The organism is Acinetobacter sp. CIP 102529 (assembly GCF_000368325.1).
Taxonomy (GTDB): Bacteria; Pseudomonadota; Gammaproteobacteria; order Pseudomonadales; family Moraxellaceae; genus Acinetobacter; species Acinetobacter parvus.
Map to the genome: position 1 here is coordinate 223,085 of NZ_KB849353.1, position 18,930 is coordinate 242,014.

The window sequence follows — 18,930 nt, forward strand, 5'->3', positions numbered from 1 at the left end:
CATTACACTAAGGTGGGGGAGTATGCTCTCCCATCAGACAATAATAACAAAGCAATAGGGAAACCATGAGTCGCTCAATTCGTTTGCTCAATCTTTTGCAATTATTAAGAGAATATCGATATCCAGTAACAGCAAAGGTACTGGCGGAACGTTTACGGATCAGTCAGCGTAGTGTTTATCGTGATATTGAGAGTTTGCGAGAGCAAGGGGTAAATATTGATGCTGCTGCGGGTCTAGGTTTTCAACTGAAAGAAAACTTCTTACTTCCACCGATGACATTAAATGAAACCGAAATTGAAGCTATTTTCTTGGCATTAAACTGGTTAAGTGAGATTCCTGATCAAGCCCTAAAATCAGCATCAACTTCTGTATTGGCAAAACTGAATGCGGTGCTACCTACGAATTGTCAGCATCTACTACAACAAACCACGCTAAGATCAATTCAAACATGGTTGCCTGTAGATGAGCAGTTAGTCGAGCAGGTTCGAATTGCGATTCGTCAACAAGTCAAAATCATGGTTGATTATGCCGATGAGCAGCAACGAGTCAGTTCAAGAGTATTGTGGCCATTTGCATTAGGATATTTTAATGATCGTATCGTTTTAGCAGCATGGTGTGAACTGCGTAATGGCTTTCGACATTTCAGAATAGATCGCATACAGCAATTGAGTTTAAGCCAAGAGTTATATCCTCATTTTAAACAACAACTTTTCCAACAATGGTGGATACAAGAAGTTTGCCATTCGACTACTGACAAAAACTGACAATCACAAGTATTAAATTTAAATAAGACCAAATAAACAAGGAAATATCAAAATGGCTCTAAAACTATATACAAATTCTTTTTCACGTGGTGTTGTTGTCGATTGGTTGTTAATCGAACTGGGTATTGAATGTGAACGCATTGAAGTTGCTTTTGATACGGAAATGAAAACACCTGAATATTTAAAAATGAATCCTTTTGGGAAAGTACCTGTTCTGGTTGATGATGATGTGGTGATCTATGAGTTGGGGGCTATTTGCGCTTATTTGACCGATAAGTTTGCAGAGAAAGGCTTAGCGCCAGCGTTAAATGATCCGCAACGTGGTGTTTATTATCGTTGGTTATTCTTCATTTCTGGACCGTGGGATGCTGCATCGACCAATAAAATGCTCGGTATAACAATAAAACCAGAACAGAAGATGTTTGTTGGATATGGTGACGATCAAGATGTTTATACTGCTTTTGTGCAAGGCTTAAGTGCAGCGGATCCATATTTATGTGGGGCTCAGTTTACTGCGGCGGATGTGATGGTCGCCGCGATGTTATTTTGGCAGTTAAAAATGAATGAAATAGAACCTCATCCTGCAATAGAACGTTATTTAGAAAATGTCAGCCAACGACCAAGTTATCAACAGTTCGCTGCATTTTTTAGTAACGTATAAAAAATAGATTTCTTTCATCAATTCCCTTGTGAAACTTCAAACGTTCCTCATGCCCCTATGGGAGAAATATAAAGAGGCTAAATAGTGATGAAACAGTTCTAATAAACGAAAGCAGAAAACAGTCGTATTAATCGGCTGTTTTTTTATTCATTTTAGGTTTTGGAAAAAATGGATTACGTCAGCTTACATAAATTAAGTAAACAATGAGGATCAGCAATAAAATTATATTGACTCGACTAGAGAAAATCAGCATAACTAAGAACCTTATGTGAGGATTGAAGTCGATGATTTGGATGAAATAAAATCCTTTAAAAATTATACAATCTATTGATTTGATAAAATTTAGATTGAAAGACTTCTTATCATTTAATACATATTCGCTGATGCCTCATGCGATTGGATTCCACCAAAGAAGACGTACATGAAAGATAAGCCGACATTAACCTATCAATTGCCGACACAATCTTGCTTGAGCCACACTTGGGAGAAACCTCCATTTCCACACGAGGCTTCTGAGCATTCTGGTATTGATCGTTTTTATAATCTAGAAAGACCTTTAGCATCGTTGGGTCGTAAAGCTTTATTTAAATGGCTTGCGACGCGTAAGTCTTTTACATGGCGTGTTGATCCTGCGCAAGAATTGAATCTGCGTAATCAGATGTTGGAATTGCCACAAAACCGTCCGCATGCAGATCTCAATGATTGGCAAATGTGGTTTATTGGTCATGCTACTGTTTTGATTCAAATCGGCCCTTATAATTTTTTGACCGATCCTGTTTGGTGTGAATATGCCAGCCCAAGACAAGGGCGAGGGCCGCAGCGTGTGTGTACCGCAGGCATAGCTTTAGAGCATTTGCCAACTATTCATGGGGTTTTGCTGAGTCATAATCATTATGATCACATGGATTTAGCAACTCTGGATTGGTTACATCAGAAGTTTGAAATGCCAATTTATACGGGTTTGGGCAATGGTCACTATCTACCGAAGCACCTGCATGTCATTGAAATGGACTGGTGGCAGGAAATCCCCTTTCATGATGAGTTAAAGATCGCCTATACACCAGCGCAGCATGCCTCAGGACGTGGTGTCAGGGACCAGAACAGGGCGCTGTGGGGCGGATTTTCACTATTGGCAAGAACGGGGCACTGTTTTTTTGCGGGTGATACCGGGTATGCAGGTCATTTCAAGAAAATTTATGAACGCTATGGGGCTGCAAGAATTGCGTTGCTGCCGATTGGCGCCTATGAGCCACGTCAGTTGATGCGTTATGTGCATATGAATCCACAGGATGCATTCCACGCTCATTTAGATCTCCATGCCCACCGTTCTTTGGCGATTCATTATCGAACTTTTCAGTTGACGGATGAAGACCGTGATACGCCAGAAAATGAATTGATGCATGCAATGAAATCATCTTCAAGATTGATTAGTCCTTTTTATTGTATTCGTGAAGGGCATTTCATACGTGCTTAAAACTTAATTAAGCTAAATCTTGATTTGTTATTTTTAAATATGAGAAAACTATGGTCCTAGACGCTGTACATCCTGAAAACTATGCAGAACTACTAGCCGTTTGGGAGGATTCTGTTCGAGCAACACATGATTTTATTAGTGAAGATGATATTGCCTTTTTTAAGCCAATCATTATGGAACAGCTCTGTACACGACAAATTTCACAGAACCCTTATCCTATCAGGATTCTGCTTTCTTAAAATTGCCAAAATTTCCTTAAACTCTTCTTTTTTCCCAAAACCAATTAAATGCTGAATCGCCATTTGAACATAGTCTAAACCATAGCGAAATAAACTCATTGAGAGTCGTCCATGCTTCTTTATTTTTATCGCTTTTTTTTGATTATGTTGCCATTCACCCGTTAAGTAACACCAACAGAAGCTTATAGCTAACACCGCAATCAATTTTTTCACTCGTCTAGGGTCTGTCAAGCGCGTATTTTCAAGATTAAACCCGCGTCCTTTGAGACAACTGAATAAGGTTTCAATTTCCCAGCGTAATGCATAATCCTGAATAGCATTGGCATTAAACTGAGGAGAAACGACGAGTAAAAGCTCTCCATTTTCTAACTGTAGTGCACTTATATATAGTTTCACCCGACCAACCAAAATCCGTCGTTTACGACATTCAATTTGACCAACTTTAAGATGGCGAAATAAATCACTAATTTTATGATTCTTTCCTAAATGATTGGTGACAATGAAGTTTTTTTTACACGAATGCAGAAGTTGATGTCTTGTTCAATTAACCATGTAAACCACTGCTCACCGATAAACTCTCTGTCTGCGAACACATTCACAATACGGTCTTTACCAAAAATGGCTATAAAGCGTTGAATCAAAGCAATACGCTCTTTCGTATCTGAATTTCCACGTTTATTAAGCAATGTCCAAAGGATAGGTATCGCTATTCCACGATAAACGATTGCGAGCATCAGGATATTAATATTTCGTTTTCCCCATTTCCAATTGGTTCTATCTAAAGTCAGTTGCACTTGGTCGAATGAAAACATATTGAAAATCAACTGAGAAATTTGACGATAATCAAAATACTGACCTGCAAAGAAGCGCTGCATACGCCGATAAAATGATTGTGGTAAGCACTTGATGGGCAAGGCTTTAGATGCAGAAGAAAGATTGCACGTTTGCTTTAAAATGATCGCAAGCATGATGAGCGAAAAGCACTTTAAATGTGACTTGTTCCATTTTAGAGATTTGTTTAAGATAAGATATAACTCATTGAGATGTGTCATAGTATTCGTCGTTAGAAAACAATTATTGTGACATTATTTCAATGAGTTATCTATTTTTGTCGTGTACAGAGATGGAACAGGCTTTTCCAGCAGTCACTTTAAAGTGTATGAAAAGTGATACAGGTACGATTTTGGGCTTTGTTGGTGTGGCAGAGAAAAAGATTGAGATGTTGTTTATTCGAAATGCAGCACGAGGTCAAGGCATTGGCAAGCAGTTGTTATTTTATGCAGTTGAACAGCTTGGTGCGACTAACGTAGATGTCAATGAACAAAATCCACAGGCAGTTGGTTTCTATGAATGTTTAGGCTTTAAAGTCATTTCTCGTTCCCCACTGGACGGATTGGGCAAACCTTTCCCAATTTTGCATTTGAGTTTGTAGCTTTAAATTGTTTGGGTAAAAAAAGCCATCCGAGGATGGCTTTTTTTGTACTTCAAAAATTAAAGAAAGCTTGGTAAATGTCTCGCTGGATCGGTTGCACGTGCGGCTTGAGCATCAGCTACAGTTAAACCTAATGCTTGTGCGACACCTTCACCATAAGCGGGATGACATGCATAGCAGTTACGAATATGGCGATATTTAATAAAGTCTAGTGCATCACCCATCGCGCCTGCTGTATTGTCAAACAATGCCTGTTGTTGCTCAGGTTCCATTAATTCAAATAGTGCGCGGGGTTGGCTAAAGTAGTCATTATCGTCTTCACGGAAATCCCAGAAATCAGCATCGCCATTGATTTTCAATGGGGGTTCCCGATATTGGGGTTGTTCCTGCCACTGATTAAAGCTGTTTGGCTCATAGTGTGGTAAACCGCCATAGTTGGCATCAATACGGCCCTGACCATCACGGTGATTGCTATGTACAGGGCAGCGTGCCGCGTTGACTGGAATTTGTTGATAATTCACACCTAAACGATAACGTTGAGCATCGGCATAGTTGAATAGACGTGCTTGTAACATCTTATCTGGTGAAACGCTAATGCCAGGAACGAGGTTGCTCGGTGCAAAGGCGGATTGTTCAACATCCAAGAAAAAGTTTTCTGAATTACGATTTAGCTCAAACTCCCCAACTTCGATGAGTGGATAGTCACCATGAGGCCAAACTTTGGTCAGGTCGAATGGATGGTATGGTACTTTCTCTGCATCCTGTTCTGGCATAACCTGAACAAAAAGTGTCCATTTTGGATAATCACCATTTTCAATCGCATCAAATAAGTCACGTTGATGGCTTTCACGGTCTTTCCCTACGATGCTTTCGGCTTCAGCATCGGTCAGGTTTTTAATGCCCTGCTGGGTTCTAAAGTGGAATTTCACCCAGAAACGTTCATTGGCCGCATTGATGAAACTATAGGTGTGACTACTGAAACCATGCATATGACGGTAGCTGGCAGGAATACCACGGTCTGACATCACGATGGTGACCTGATGCAGCGCTTCTGGAAGCAGTGTCCAGAAATCCCAGTTGTTGGTTGCACTGCGCAAATTGGTTTTCGGGTCACGTTTGACCGCTTTGTTCAGGTCAGGGAATTTACGTGGATCACGTAGGAAGAATACAGGGGTGTTGTTGCCCACCATATCCCAGTTGCCTTCCTCTGTATAGAATTTTAACGCAAAACCGCGAATGTCCCGTTCTGCATCGGCCGCACCGCGTTCACCTGCAACGGTGGTAAAACGGGCGAACATTTCAGTTTTTTTGCCGATTTCACTAAAAATTTTAGCGCGAGTGTATTGGGTAATATCATGGGTGACCGTAAATGTACCAAATGCACCTGAACCTTTGGCATGCATACGACGCTCAGGAATCACTTCACGCACAAAATTGGCAAGTTTTTCATTTAGCCACAAGTCTTGGGCAAGGAGTGGTCCTCGCGCGCCCGCAGTTAAACTATTTTGGTTGTCAACGACGGGCGCACCAAAGTCTGTTGTAAGTTGGCTATAAGGACATTTTTTATCGTCTTGGCTCATGGTTATTCTCCATTTACAGGATGACTGTTGAGTTGAGTCATCCGAATTATTGAGTTGTTGTAAATTGCATCATGAAATGTGTTGGATGTTTATAGTTTAACAATAGGCTGCTGGTGGCTTTTTTTCCAATGGATAAAAGCGCATACAACAAGTGCTTTATTCGATGGACACAGCATACCATCTTAAACAGGATTTACGTTTTTTTGCTTATAGATACTGTTAAAAAAAGCACCCTAAACAGGATGCTTTTTTACTTTATGCACTGAGCAAGCGATTAGACTTGACCATATCGGCTAAGCCATGGGTTCTAAAATAATGCTCCAGCCAGCTTTTAATCAGCAAAGGATTGTTCATTTTTAACACATCGTCCAATAGCTTTTTGGCATCGCTCATCGGCACATGGCAAATGGCTTTACGTACCCGCAAGATGTTGCTTGAACTCATGGAAAGTGTATTGAACCCCATCGCCATGAGCAGGATGGCGGTCAGGGGGTCGCCCGCCATTTCTCCGCATACACTAATCGGCTTCTGGTGCTGATGGCAGGCTTGAACAAGGTTTTGCAAAGCCCGCAGCACAGACGGATGAAAATGTGAATAGACATTGGCAACATGCGGGTTGTTACGGTCAACCGCAAGCAGGTATTGGGTCAGGTCGTTGGAACCTACAGAGAAAAAGTCTACCAACTCTGCAAATTCATCAATCTGGAACAGGACACTTGGAACCTCAACCATGATGCCGATTTTAGGTTTGGTGATCTTCACCTGTTCTTCTTCCTGAACCGCAATCCAGTCACGTTCCAGCAAATACAGGACTTCCTCCACCTCACTGACACTGGTGACCATCGGCAGCAGGATATGTAGGTTATTCAAGCCGATGCTGGCCTTGAGCATGGCGCGAATCTGTGCGGAAAAGATTTCTGGATGGTCAAGGGTAAAGCGCAGGCCACGCCAGCCTAGTGCCGAGTTTTCCTCTTCAATGCTAAAGTAGGGTAGGTCCTTATCCGCACCAATATCCAGCGTCCGCATAATCACAGGCTTGTTGGCAAAATGGCTAAGCTGTTGACGATAGATGGCACGCTGCTCTTCCTCACCTGGGAAGCGCTCACGCAACATAAACGGAATTTCACTGCGATATAAACCGACGCCCTTGGCCCCCCGTTGAACCCCACGCACCACATCAATCATCAAGCCTGTGTTGACGAACAATGGAATTTCCACCCCGTCAGGAGTAATGGCATCACGGGTTTCGTATTGCTTCAAATCTTTGGCAATCTGTTCTTCTTCTTTCTGGACTTCCTTATAACGCTGGCGTAGACGGCGCGGTGGATTGACAAAAACACGTCCCTGATAGGCATCGACAATCATCTCAATGTCATCAAGGGTGTTGATTGGCAATTCGGTGACACCCACAACCGTTGGAATCCCCAGAGCGCGTGCCACGATTACCATGTGTGAATTGGCAGCGCCTTCAGAGGTCACAATCGCTGCAATATTATCGACAGGCAGTTCAACCAGCGCCGCAGTGCTGATCTCTTCACCAATCAGGATACTGTCAGGGCTGAGTTCACGATGGCTTGAATCCGCCTCCTGTAGGCAGGCTAAAATGCGCCGTCCCAAATCCTTGAGGTCAGAAACCCGTTCGCGCAGGTAATCGTCCTCCATTTGTGCAAACAGTGCCACATGCTTGTCAATGACTTTGCGCACTGCACCCTGAGCCCAGCTACCTGTGCGGATATGGTCCTTGATTTCACTGGGTAATGCATTTTCATCCAGCATGCGCAGGAACACGCTGAATAACGCGCGTTCCTCTGACATGAGGGAATCCTGCATTTTTTCATCCAGAGACTGGATTTCCTTACGAACAGAGGCAATGGCCTGATCAAGCAATGCCAGCTCGTCACTAATGTCCTCAGCTTCACGGTCTGGAATTGCGGTCAGGTCGGCGGGCGGGTAGAGCACAATCGCCCGACCCAATGCGATACCACCCGCGCCAGAAACGCCCTGAAAGGTCTTGTAGGTGGAACCACTATTCGGTTTTCGGAAAACATCAATATTTCCGACTGCATGCGCATGGGCGATGACACCAGAAAGCTGTGCGCACAGTGTGACAAGGAACGATTCAGCCGCCTCGCTAAAGTCCTGGGATTCCTTGTTTTGAACCACTAGAACGCCCATGACTTTGCGACGGTACATGACAGGTACGCCGAGGAATGAGTTAAACAGCTCTTCACCTGTTTCGGGTAAATAAGCAAAGCGTTCATGTTTCGGCGCATTGTCTAAGTTGACAATTTCTTCGCGTTGACCGACTAAACCGACCAAACCTGTACCGACACTTAAAGATACTTGTCCAACGGATTCAGGGTTTAAACCTTTTGAGGCCATCAACACATAACGACGATTACGCTCATCTAAGAGATATATAGAGCATACATCCACGTGCATCGCTTCAGCCACATGATTGACCATAATGTCCAAAGAGTCATGCAAACTGACGGACGCATTGATTTCTTGCACAATGCGTCTGAGCGTGTCGAGTTGCATGTTTGACATGAGGTGTCTGCTCCTGTTTATTGAATCGTTATATGCCTATTTATAACAGCTATATCGTTAAAAATCATTGTTTAAAGTCATGATTTTGCGACAATTAACGCTGAGGTAACTGTAAACACAACTCCATCATGGCTCTGCGGTAAACATCTCTTTTGAAGTTTACCACCTGACCCAATGGATACCAGTAACTCACCCATTGCCATTCATCGAACTCGGGTGGGTCTGATAGATTTAACTGAATATGATGCGGCGATGCCGTTAATTTCAGTAAAAACCACTTTTGCTTTTGTCCAATACATACGGGATCTGAATCTGACCGAATGTACCGATGTGGCAAACGATAACGCAGCCAACCCTTAGTTTGCGCTATAATCTGGACGTGTTCGGGCAATAAACCGACTTCTTCTCTCAGTTCACGGTAAAGTGCCTGTTCAGGGGTTTCTCCAAACTGGATCCCTCCTTGTGGAAATTGCCAAGCATTGTGACCAATGCGTTTTGCCCATAAAACTTGTCCGTCATCGTTTGCCAAAATGATCCCGACGTTGGGTCGGAAACCTTCTGAGTCGATCATTTGGCTACCTAAATTTTCTCTATATCGTTGACTTTGATCTCGGGGACAGTCACTCTTCACGTCCAACTCGAAAAAGGTCAAAGTAAAATGTTTAAATTGCTATGATCTTAACGAATTTTTAGTGACTTACGGAAATAGATTTACGTTTTTTTTCTTTAATTTGCATTTAAATGAGTATTTATATGAAATTGGCTTTGTTTGATTTAGATCACACCCTGTTAAATACCGATTCTGACCACTCATGGGGTGAGTTTTTGGTCAATGAAGCCCTGGTTGATCCTGTCCATCATCGCCAAATGAATGACAAGTTTTATGAAGACTACAAGGCGGGACAACTCGACCCAATTGCCTATAATGAATTTGTATTTGAATTTCTCACCAAACATGACAATGCTTATTTAACTGAACTGCATCAGTTGTTTATGCAAAAGGTGATTCGTCCACAAATGCGTCCCAAAGGTTTTGAGGCCATCAGGAAGCATCAGGATATGGGACATGCCATCGTTGGGATTACCGCAACCAGTGATTTTATTACCGCACCAATTTTCCGTGAGTTTGGCATTACTGAAATTATTGCCACCAATGCCGAGGTGCTTGAGGGTAAATATACGGGTAAGGTCACAGGTTTGCCATGCTACCAGAAAGGCAAGCTGGCACGTCTGGACCAATGGCTAGATGGTCGGATGGTTGAAGAATCGTGGGCCTATTCAGACTCGATTAATGACCGTTTCCTACTTGAATATGCCACCCATGCCATTGCAGTCAATCCTGATGATCGTTTGGAGAAGCTGGCACGCGAACAGGGCTGGGAAATTCAGGACTGGTCGATTTAATCAAAAAATATAGAAAAATGTTAAACATATTACAGTTTTAATATGTTTAACATGTTGAATAATAAGAAGATCACTAATTGGATATAAAAAATGCAAGAGTATCGTGATGAAACTGAACAAACTAAAAAACCAACCTGGCTAGATTATGTCGCCGAAGGTTGTGGGGAATTGATCGTACAACTTACATTATTAGGAATCTGTTTTTTAATTGGGAATGTTTATTTTGCCTATGTTGCTTTTGGCGTAGGTGCACTATTTTTGATTTTACCTTTTGCGATGTTAGTTTATTTTATAGCGAAAAAATATGTGAAAAAGCAAAGGCTAAACTATCAAAAAGCTCAGCAGAATGAGAAGTGAAAATATTTTGTTTTTAGGAAAGGTTTTTTTTGATATAAAAATGTTTTTGATAGGGGTAAATAATGAAAAAACAACAAATTGAATTGCCAGAGAAGTTGTGGAAAGAGCAAAGTGTTGATTTAACCCGACACAGTTATCAAGGTCAGTTGCTGAGTAAACGTGATGGTTTCAAATTGGGCAAGGCTCAGCGTAAAAAGATTCCAAGGGAACATCTGTCACAGTTGTCAGCGCGACCACAGGGTATATCTGCATTAAGCATTTATGATTGGAGCAATCAGGGACGTTTAGAAAAGCTTAAGCCCATTCGTGCCAAAAGGATGAGTGTGTCTCCATTTACCTTTTATCGTGGTATGCCTTCCCAGATGCTGTTTGATCAGGCATGGGAGCAGCATCATTCGGGTTTGTTCCAACAGATTTGTGGCGACTGTCATTTAAGTAATTTTGGTGGTTTTGCCAGTCCTGAACGTAATCTTCTTTTTGGAATCAATGATTTTGATGAGACCTTGGTTGCGCCATTTGAATGGGATTTGAAACGTTTGGCAACCAGCTTTGTGATTGCTGCACAAGATGTTGGGTTGGGCAACCGTGTAGGCTTAAAAGCCATTAAAACCATGTTGAATAGTTACCGCCAACATTTACTTGAAAATATGGAGTTATCACCATTACAGGTATGGTATGAGAAAGTTGATGCCAGTACATTGCTGGAAAATACGGAATGTCGAAAACTCAGAAAAAAACGGGCCAGACATTTGGACTCCGCCCAGAAAAAAATGCCCACTCGGTTTTGCCTAAACTGACCCAACAGGACAAAGAAACAGGTTTTAGACATTTTATTGATGATGAACCTTTGCTTTGGCATCCAAAGCCAAATGAACCGTTCAGCAAGAATGTGGATGAATTTTTTAGACAGTATCGTGATTCATTGAAACATGATCGGCAGGTCCTATTTGACCGTTATCAACGTACCGATGTGGCATTCAAAGTGGTGGGCGTGGGGAGCGTGGGCACACGTTCAGCCATTGCACTGTTTCAGGATGCCGATCGTGAGCCGTTGATTTTACAGATGAAAGAAGCCAACCCCTCTATTTTAAGTCCATTATTCTCTGAAAAAGTGAAGCATGAAGGCGAGCGTGTGGTGTATGGCCAGCAGTTGATGCAAGCTGCAAGCGATATTTTTCTTGGCTATTCCACCTTGGGGCAGCATTTCCATGTCCGCCAACTGCGTGATATGAAGATTTCAGTCGACTTAACCGATATGGACGATGAGTATTTTCATGAATATGCGGAAAGCTGTGGTCTGGCTTTAGCCCATGCCCATGCCAAGGCGGGGAATGCCGATGTTTTGATGGGTTATCTGGGCGAGGGGAATACCATGGTGGAGGTTTTACAGGAATATGCCACACAGTCTATGGAACGGAATTTAAATGACTATCAGCATTTTATGAATGAGATTGCCGATGGTAGGATTCAGATTGCTGGAGATGAGGCACTTTAATCATCGGTATATTGCTACAGATGAATTGAAATAATTTAAAAGGTTTGTGAAAAAAATGTTTAAAAAAATGATGTCTGGTTTAAATATGCAAGGGGTAAACGTCGAAACACGTTTATATAATCCTACGTTACAGGCTGGTGAGACACTACGCGGTGAAATTAATTTTACTGGTGGGTCAACGAATAAGGAAATTAATGGCTTATATCTAAAATTGATGACCATTGCAGAGGTTGAGTCTGGCGATCATGAATTTAATCAGGCTTTGGTGCTGGATCAGTGGTTGATTAGCTCGAAATTCTTGCTGGCTGCAAATGAGTCACATCATATTCCATTTACCATGGAAATCCCTCATGAAACCCCTATCACTGAAGTTTCCTGCCGACGTAATGGCGCTCGTGTATGGATTGAAACACACATGGATGTTGACTGGGGACTGGATTCAACCGATCGTGACTATTTAAAAGTGACCCCAACACCAGCGATGCAGGCTTTTTTACAGGCGATGCAACAATGTGGATTTGTTCTGTCGACTGTGGATGTTGAAAAAGGGCAACTGACCGCAAGAAATTTTAGATCAACGATTGGCTGCTATCAGGAGCTAGAGTTTGTATCTTCACAGATGTTTAGTGGTTTTAATGAGGTGGAGGTATCCTTTGTTGCTGAAGCGCAGCAAACGCATATCATGCTGGAAATTGATCGTACCTTTCGCTCAGATCAGTTGCTGACGATGACCATATCAAACCATAATTTGGACGTGAATCAGATCACGCAGCAGCTTCGCCGTTTATTGCAGATTGGATAAAGGATTACACCATTCCTCCCTAAAGGGAGGTTTTTTGTCATCTTATTGTCATCTTTTCTTCTTGAGATTTAAGCATGAAAATAAAAATAAATCAGGAAGCACAGACTTCCAACAAGCTTGATGCATTAATTCAATTAAAACGCCATCAACCGCATATAAAAATACGCTGGATTATCCTGCCGATTTTAGTCTTACTGCTCATGTATAGCTGGCAACAGCAGATCTTTACCGCTTGGGTTTTACTCCCATTAATATGGACAATTATTATTTTAAACCATGTTTTGATCGCCAAGACTCGAAGGAATAAATTAGAGAAGATTGAGCAACTCAACATTGATCCAATATTTTGGAATAAATTAAAACAACAATATCCCGAACTGAGCTTAAAACAACGTCGGCTGATTGAACTTGGATTTAAGGATTATTTGGCATTACACGTGATGCAAAAACAAGCCTATGCCATGCCTTCACATGCAGTCGATGCTTTATGGCATGTGATGTTGCAATATCCGATCCAGTATCAGCAATTATGTGAGCAAACCATAGGTCGAATGTTGAATCATAGCCCTTATGACGGAACAACGAGACCAGAAGAACAAGCAAAGCAATTATTTGAAGCTTGGAAATATAGCTGTATGTTACATGGATATAATCCAAGGAATACGATGCAATTGCCACGACTATTTGCGGTTGATCAGGTGTTGGGTTGGGAAAATGGACAATCGTTTGAACTGGCGCAAATGACTAAAGATTTTGCAAAATATGTGCAAGATCAATCATCATCTTCATCCAGTTGTGGCAGTAGCTGTAGCAGTTGTGGCGGAGGCGGTGACTAACTTGGCTTTAGCTAACCTAGCCAAGTTGCATCATATTGATTAATTCTTCCGCTGCTTTTGATTGGATTCGTGCAGGATGCCACACCATACCCAGTTGACGTTGCATATCGAGATTCAGATCAAGTTGTTTTAAATCTTGATTCACCAACGTTTTAGGTAATACCGACCAACCTAAACCAATAGAAACTAACATCCTGATTGACTCTAAAGGATTGTTGCTCATGGTAATTTTCGGTTTTAGCCCTTTCTTTTCAAATTCCGCCAGCGTGATCTGGCTGGTATAGGTATGTGAGGCGGGAAGCAGGCTTGGATAGGCAATCAGGTTTTCCAGACTCAGTTCTGTTTGCTGTGCTAATGGGTGAAAAGGTGCAGTGACAAAAATCAAAGGATCATTCCAGATGGTGACATAGTTGAGACGATCATCGCCAACAGGAGGCAGGGTTAAAAACGCCAGCTCCAGTTCACCTGCCAGAACTTGCTCATGCGCCTGTTCAGAATCAACAAAATGCACATCTAATGTCACTTGCGGAAATTGCTGTACAAAACGCTTTAGGGGTGCAGCAAGGTGGTGTAGGCCAATGTGGTGACTGGTGCCAATCTTTAAACGGCCTTGTACCTGTGATTGTTCATGGCTCAGCGTATGGTGAATTTCTCCAAGCTCATTCAGCCAGGTTCTCACTTTGGGTAAAAGGGAATGTGCTGCATGGGTCGGCTGAATCCCTCGTCCCGCAGATTCAAATAGTTTGACACCAAAATATTCTTCCAGACCATGAATACGTTTAGTGACGGCAGGCTGGGTAATAAAAAGTTGTTCTGCTGCAATTGAGATTGAACCCGTTTCCATCACTTTTAAAAATGCTTCAAATGCAGCAAGATTCATACAGGCTTACTCAAATAACTTTAAAAATAGGTGCTCAAATATTGATGCGGAAAATTAAAAATAATTCCAAACTTTTTCATGGAAGAAAAAGGCAAAAGCTTGTACGGTTGGTTCAATTAAACTCAAGGTTGCAGCCATGATTAAATTGCCAGTAATCATATAGGCAACTATCATTGCAACACTAATATGCATGATGTAGTAACTCAAGGTTTTTTTTAAAGTCCGTTGATTGTTAATCACGAATTGCTGAATGTTTGCCATATCGCTCACCACTTCAAATCCTATTTAATTAAATAATAATGATTATCATTTAAAAAGTAAAAAAGAAATTTCTACTCTTGATGATCGAACTTTTAGATAGCTAAGGATTTATCTCTTTTATTGAAAAAATTGATGCACAAATGAATTATATATTCCAAAAAGTTTAATAACTAATAAAAATGATAAATTAGATTTATGTGAAAGCATTGCTATAATAAATCTAAGATTTAGTTACCCAGTCCTATGACAAGCACGTTGGAGAGCGACGACATGGCAGGCAAGACATTATATGACAAATTATGGGATGACCATTTAGTTAAGCAGCGCGATGATGGTTCAAGCTTGATTTATATTGATCGTCATTTATTACATGAAGTGACTAGCCCTCAAGCATTTGAAGGTTTACAACTTGCTGATCGTCAGCCATGGCGTTTAAGTGCCAATGTCGCAACACCTGATCATAACGTTCCGACCTCTAAAAAAGAGCGTGAGCAAGGTATTGCTGGGATTGAGGATGATACGTCTCGTATCCAAGTCCAAACCTTAGATGATAACTGTAAAACATTTAATATCGTTGAATTTGGTATCAATGATATCCGTCAGGGTATTGCGCACGTAGTTGGGCCAGAGCAGGGTTTGACATTGCCTGGCATGACGGTGGTGTGTGGTGATTCACATACTGCAACACATGGTGCTTTTGGCTGTTTGGCACATGGTATTGGAACTTCTGAAGTTGAGCATGTGTTAGCAACTCAATGTTTAGTACAGAAAAAATCGAAAAACATGCTTGTTCGTGTTGATGGTGTATTAGGCAAAGGCGTGACGTCGAAAGATGTTGTTTTAGCGATTATTGGCAAAATCGGTACTGCTGGCGGCACAGGCTATGCGATTGAGTTTGGTGGTCAGGTGTTCCGTGATATGTCGATCGAAGGACGTATGACTGTTTGTAACATGGCGATCGAAGCTGGTGCGCGCGTAGGTATGGTTGCTGTTGATGACAAAACCATCGCTTATGTGAAAGATCGTAACTATGCGCCTAAAGGTGAGCAGTGGGATCAAGCGGTAGAATATTGGAATACCTTACACTCAGACGAAGATGCTGTATTTGATGCGGTAGTCGTATTGAATGGTGCTGAGATTGAGCCACAAGTTTCTTGGGGAACATCTCCAGAAATGGTGATCCCTGTTTCGCAAGCAGTACCGACTTTAGAACAAGCAAAAGATGATGTTCAACGTAATGACTGGACTCGTGCTTATCAATATATGGGTTTAACTGCTGGTCAAGCATTGTCTGATATTCAATTGGATCGTGTCTTTATTGGTTCATGTACCAATTCTCGTATTGAAGATATTCGTGCTGCGGCAGATGTCGTGAAAGGGCGTAAAGTTGCATCTAGTATTAAACAGGCGATGATCGTTCCAGGTTCAGGTTTGGTGAAGCAACAAGCAGAACAAGAAGGCTTGGATCAAATTTTCTTAGACGCTGGTTTTGAATGGCGTGAGCCAGGTTGTTCAATGTGCTTAGCAATGAACGCTGATAAATTACAACCAGGTGAACATTGTGCATCTACTTCGAATCGTAATTTTGAAGGTCGTCAGGGTAACGGTGGTCGCACACATTTGGTGAGCCCTGCAATGGCTGCAGCGGCTGCAATCGCAGGTCACTTTGTTGATGTACGTTCATTCTAAAGGAGCAAAATCATGAAAAAATACACTGTAGAACAAGGTATTGTTGCACCTTTAGATCGTGCAAATGTTGATACCGACTTAATCATTCCAAAGCAGTTTTTAAAGTCAATTAAGCGTACAGGTTTTGGCGATAACTTATTTGATGAATTGCGTTATCTGGATGAAGGTTATTTAGGGCAGGACATTAGCAAACGTCCGATTAACCCTGAATTTGTGTTGAATAAACCGCGTTATCAAGGTTCAACGATTTTATTGGCACGCACGAACTTTGGTTGTGGTTCAAGCCGTGAGCATGCGCCTTGGGCATTGAATGAGTATGGTTTCCGTACCGTGATCGCGCCAAGCTTTGCCGATATTTTCTTTAACAACTGCTTTAAGAATGGCATGTTGCCTGTGATTTTATCTGAAGAGATTGTTGATCAGTTATTCAAGGAATGTGCTGAAACTGAGGGTTATCAATTGACCATCGATTTAGAGGCTCAGGAAGTACGTACGCCAACAGGTGAAGCATTTAAATTTGAAATTGATTCATTCCGTAAGCACTGCCTATTAAATGGTTTGGATGATATTGGCTTAACTTTACAAGTGGCAGATGATATTCGTGCCTATGAAGAAAAAGCCAAACAGGCGCGTCCCTGGGTGTTTCAGGAAATAAAGGCCTAGTTTTTTGTTGACTGGAGATACCTGAATGTCTGGGGACATTTTAAAGATAGTCATAGCGCAGACATTGAACTCTTGCTAACATGCTAGCGAATAATATTTGCTTGCATGTGTGCATGTTATGAGGGCTGGGCTTGAATAATGAAAAGAAGACTCGCTTACAGTATTTTGCTGTGTTTAGGTCTTGCGACAACTTTAACGGCATGTCAAAACGCGCCGACTGTTGTTGATCAGGTTCGAATTACACAGACCACATTGGAAAATAAAGTGAATAATGCAACTTTATATTGTTCAGGTGTTGAGAATTGTGAGTTTGAACGAATCAATGACATTGTTGTGATGGATGCGAAATCCCATCGTATCAGTCGGCAGGCAATGGAACATGGCATCATCCGCCTGGATGGTTCGGTTTTCAGCCGAAAACAGCAGGTCTATTTAAGTATACCTGCCAAGCAATATGAGGTTGTGATTCGTTTCTATCCAATTTCACCAGACCGCGCCGAGATATTCCATGTGATTCACGAGTTCAAGCCGAATCAAAGCTATACCTTTAAAATGTACCGAGACCGTGCATATCGTTCGGGTAGTTTATTAAATGTATCTGCACCTGAACCCTTATGTGTGGATTTACAGCAAGAACAGCATACCATTCGCCGCTTCTGCCGCCCATATGATGTGGTGACAGGAGTGGGCGAGTTTGTTGAGAAAAAGATTTAATGAATTGCAGTTTAAAACTGCACTAATGAAACTGGAAAAATAGATGTCTAAACATATTTTAATTTTGGCAGGTGATGGGATTGGTCCTGAAATTGTGGGCGCTGCTGAGAAGGTCCTGAACAAGGTCAATGAAAAATTTAATTTGGGTTTGACATGGGAACAGGGTTTGTTGGGGGGGGCTGCGATTGATGCACATGGGGAACCTTACCCAGCTGTCACCAGTGAGCAGGCGAAAAAAGCCGATGCAATCTTGTTGGGCGCGGTTGGTGGGCCTAAATGGGATACCATTGAACGTTCAATCCGTCCAGAGCGTGGCCTGTTAAAAATCCGCAGCGAATTGAACCTGTTTGCCAACCTGCGTCCTGCAATCCTTTATCCACAATTGGCGGGCGCTTCAAGTCTGAAGCCAGAAATTGTTGCTGGTCTGGATATCCTGATTGTACGTGAGCTTACAGGTGGTATCTACTTCGGTCAGCCACGTGGTATTCGTGAACTGGAAAATGGTGAAAAGCAAGGCTATAACACTGATGTTTATTCAGAAAGTGAGATCAAGCGTATTGCCAAGGTGGCGTTTGAGCTTGCAGGTCTGCGTGGTGGCAAGGTGTGTTCAGTTGACAAGGCAAATGTCCTTGAAGTGACTGAATTGTGGAAGCAAACCGTAACTGACTTGCAGCAGGCACAATATCCAGATATCCAGTTGTCACATATGTATGTGGACAATGCAGCGATGCAGTTAGTACGTGCACCAAAGCAGTTTGATGTGATCGTCACAGGTAATTTATTTGGTGATATCCTATCTGACGAAGCAGCAATGTTGACAGGTTCGATCGGCATGTTGCCTTCTGCATCTTTAGATGAAAATGGTAAAGGCATGTATGAGCCATGTCATGGTTCTGCACCAGATATTGCTGGTCAAAATGTTGCTAATCCATTGGCAACTATTCTTTCAGTTGCGATGATGTTACGTTATACCTTCCGTGAAGAAGATGCAGCAAAAGCAATTGAATATGCTGTAGGTCAAGTATTGGATCAAGGTTTGCGTACAGCAGATATTATGTCTGAAGGCATGACAAAAGTTGGCACAGATGCTATGGGTGAAGCTGTAGTTTCAGCACTAAACTAAGTGTTA

At 42.0% G+C, this 18,930-nt stretch carries 18 protein-coding genes and 1 pseudogene; 13 read left to right on the top strand and 6 right to left on the bottom strand.

The genetic code is table 11. The annotated features are described in order from the left end of the window. Window positions 1–65 precede the first annotated feature (65 nt). The 3 genes from F972_RS01935 (at window position 66) to F972_RS01945 (ending at window position 2,899) form a co-directional block, all read left to right on the top strand. Window positions 66–764 (top strand): helix-turn-helix transcriptional regulator, encoded by a 699-nt coding sequence (locus tag F972_RS01935; RefSeq protein WP_004680604.1) that lies wholly within the window; start codon window positions 66–68, stop codon window positions 762–764. 52 nt (window positions 765–816) lie between these two features. Beyond that, window positions 817–1,425: a glutathione S-transferase family protein gene (locus tag F972_RS01940; protein WP_004680602.1), complete on the top strand. Its 609-nt coding sequence runs from the start codon at window positions 817–819 to the stop codon at window positions 1,423–1,425. Window positions 1,426–1,846: 421 nt separating this feature from the next. Further along, entirely contained in the window at window positions 1,847–2,899 is a 1,053-nt protein-coding gene (locus F972_RS01945) for an MBL fold metallo-hydrolase (protein ID WP_004756210.1), read from the top strand. Window positions 2,900–3,099: 200 nt separating this feature from the next. On the opposite strand, the gene F972_RS14935 is transcribed toward F972_RS01945, so the two are convergent. Next, window positions 3,100–4,190, bottom strand: a protein-coding gene (locus F972_RS14935) for an IS4-like element ISAba1 family transposase (RefSeq protein WP_141629355.1) whose coding sequence is annotated in 2 segments (ribosomal slippage) — window positions 3,100–3,653 and window positions 3,653–4,190 — 1,092 coding nt in all. Because the reading frame shifts where the segments join, the coding sequence is not laid out codon by codon here. 56 nt (window positions 4,191–4,246) lie between these two features. Between F972_RS14935 and F972_RS01960 the strand changes: the two genes are divergently transcribed. Beyond that, entirely contained in the window at window positions 4,247–4,570 is a 324-nt protein-coding gene (locus F972_RS01960) for a GNAT family N-acetyltransferase (protein WP_228127211.1), read from the top strand. A 59-nt stretch (window positions 4,571–4,629) separates the two neighbouring features. Here the strand turns inward: F972_RS01960 and F972_RS01965 are convergent, their stop codons facing one another. The 3 genes from F972_RS01965 to F972_RS01975 all read right to left on the bottom strand — a co-directional run bounded on the left by F972_RS01965 (window position 4,630) and on the right by F972_RS01975 (window position 9,271). Beyond that, complete coding sequence (locus tag F972_RS01965) at window positions 4,630–6,150, bottom strand: catalase (protein WP_004756204.1); 1,521 nt, start codon at window positions 6,148–6,150, stop codon at window positions 4,630–4,632. Window positions 6,151–6,405: 255 nt separating this feature from the next. Next, complete coding sequence (gene ptsP / locus F972_RS01970) at window positions 6,406–8,700, bottom strand: phosphoenolpyruvate--protein phosphotransferase (protein WP_004680589.1); 2,295 nt, start codon at window positions 8,698–8,700, stop codon at window positions 6,406–6,408. 94 nt (window positions 8,701–8,794) lie between these two features. Further along, complete coding sequence (locus F972_RS01975; protein ID WP_004680587.1) at window positions 8,795–9,271, bottom strand: RNA pyrophosphohydrolase; 477 nt, start codon at window positions 9,269–9,271, stop codon at window positions 8,795–8,797. Window positions 9,272–9,453: 182 nt separating this feature from the next. On the opposite strand from F972_RS01975, the gene F972_RS01980 reads away from it, so the two are divergent. The 5 genes and pseudogenes from F972_RS01980 (at window position 9,454) to F972_RS02000 (ending at window position 13,594) form a co-directional block, all read left to right on the top strand. After that, window positions 9,454–10,104 (top strand): HAD family hydrolase, encoded by a 651-nt coding sequence (locus F972_RS01980; protein ID WP_004680586.1) that lies wholly within the window; start codon window positions 9,454–9,456, stop codon window positions 10,102–10,104. Window positions 10,105–10,194: 90 nt separating this feature from the next. Continuing rightward, complete coding sequence (locus tag F972_RS01985) at window positions 10,195–10,461, top strand: hypothetical protein (protein WP_004680584.1); 267 nt, start codon at window positions 10,195–10,197, stop codon at window positions 10,459–10,461. A 59-nt stretch (window positions 10,462–10,520) separates the two neighbouring features. Next, window positions 10,521–11,956 (top strand): annotated as a pseudogene (locus F972_RS01990) (DUF2252 domain-containing protein). A 55-nt stretch (window positions 11,957–12,011) separates the two neighbouring features. Continuing rightward, complete coding sequence (locus F972_RS01995) at window positions 12,012–12,758, top strand: sporulation protein (protein WP_004680582.1); 747 nt, start codon at window positions 12,012–12,014, stop codon at window positions 12,756–12,758. Between the two features lie 74 nt (window positions 12,759–12,832). Continuing rightward, entirely contained in the window at window positions 12,833–13,594 is a 762-nt protein-coding gene (locus tag F972_RS02000; protein WP_004680580.1) for a glycine-rich domain-containing protein, read from the top strand. Window positions 13,595–13,610: 16 nt separating this feature from the next. Here F972_RS02000 and F972_RS02005 read toward each other — a convergent pair whose 3' ends face one another. Together F972_RS02005 and F972_RS02010 are read right to left on the bottom strand one after the other, a co-directional pair. After that, window positions 13,611–14,474, bottom strand: a complete 864-nt coding sequence (locus tag F972_RS02005; RefSeq protein WP_004756195.1) for a LysR family transcriptional regulator — start codon at window positions 14,472–14,474, stop codon at window positions 13,611–13,613. A gap of 54 nt (window positions 14,475–14,528) precedes the next feature. Then, window positions 14,529–14,735 (bottom strand): DUF2061 domain-containing protein, encoded by a 207-nt coding sequence (locus F972_RS02010; RefSeq protein WP_004674543.1) that lies wholly within the window; start codon window positions 14,733–14,735, stop codon window positions 14,529–14,531. 270 nt (window positions 14,736–15,005) lie between these two features. Here F972_RS02010 and leuC point away from each other — a divergent pair, with 270 nt between their 5' ends. The 4 genes from leuC (at window position 15,006) to leuB (ending at window position 18,924) form a co-directional block, all read left to right on the top strand. Beyond that, window positions 15,006–16,424, top strand: a complete 1,419-nt coding sequence (gene leuC / locus F972_RS02015) for a 3-isopropylmalate dehydratase large subunit (RefSeq protein WP_004659116.1) — start codon at window positions 15,006–15,008, stop codon at window positions 16,422–16,424. A 12-nt stretch (window positions 16,425–16,436) separates the two neighbouring features. Next, window positions 16,437–17,087 (top strand): 3-isopropylmalate dehydratase small subunit, encoded by a 651-nt coding sequence (leuD, locus tag F972_RS02020; protein WP_004680574.1) that lies wholly within the window; start codon window positions 16,437–16,439, stop codon window positions 17,085–17,087. A gap of 138 nt (window positions 17,088–17,225) precedes the next feature. Next, complete coding sequence (locus tag F972_RS02025; protein ID WP_004756193.1) at window positions 17,226–17,801, top strand: hypothetical protein; 576 nt, start codon at window positions 17,226–17,228, stop codon at window positions 17,799–17,801. Window positions 17,802–17,844: 43 nt separating this feature from the next. Next, window positions 17,845–18,924: a 3-isopropylmalate dehydrogenase gene (gene leuB, locus F972_RS02030; RefSeq protein ID WP_004680571.1), complete on the top strand. Its 1,080-nt coding sequence runs from the start codon at window positions 17,845–17,847 to the stop codon at window positions 18,922–18,924. Window positions 18,925–18,930: the final 6 nt, after the last annotated feature.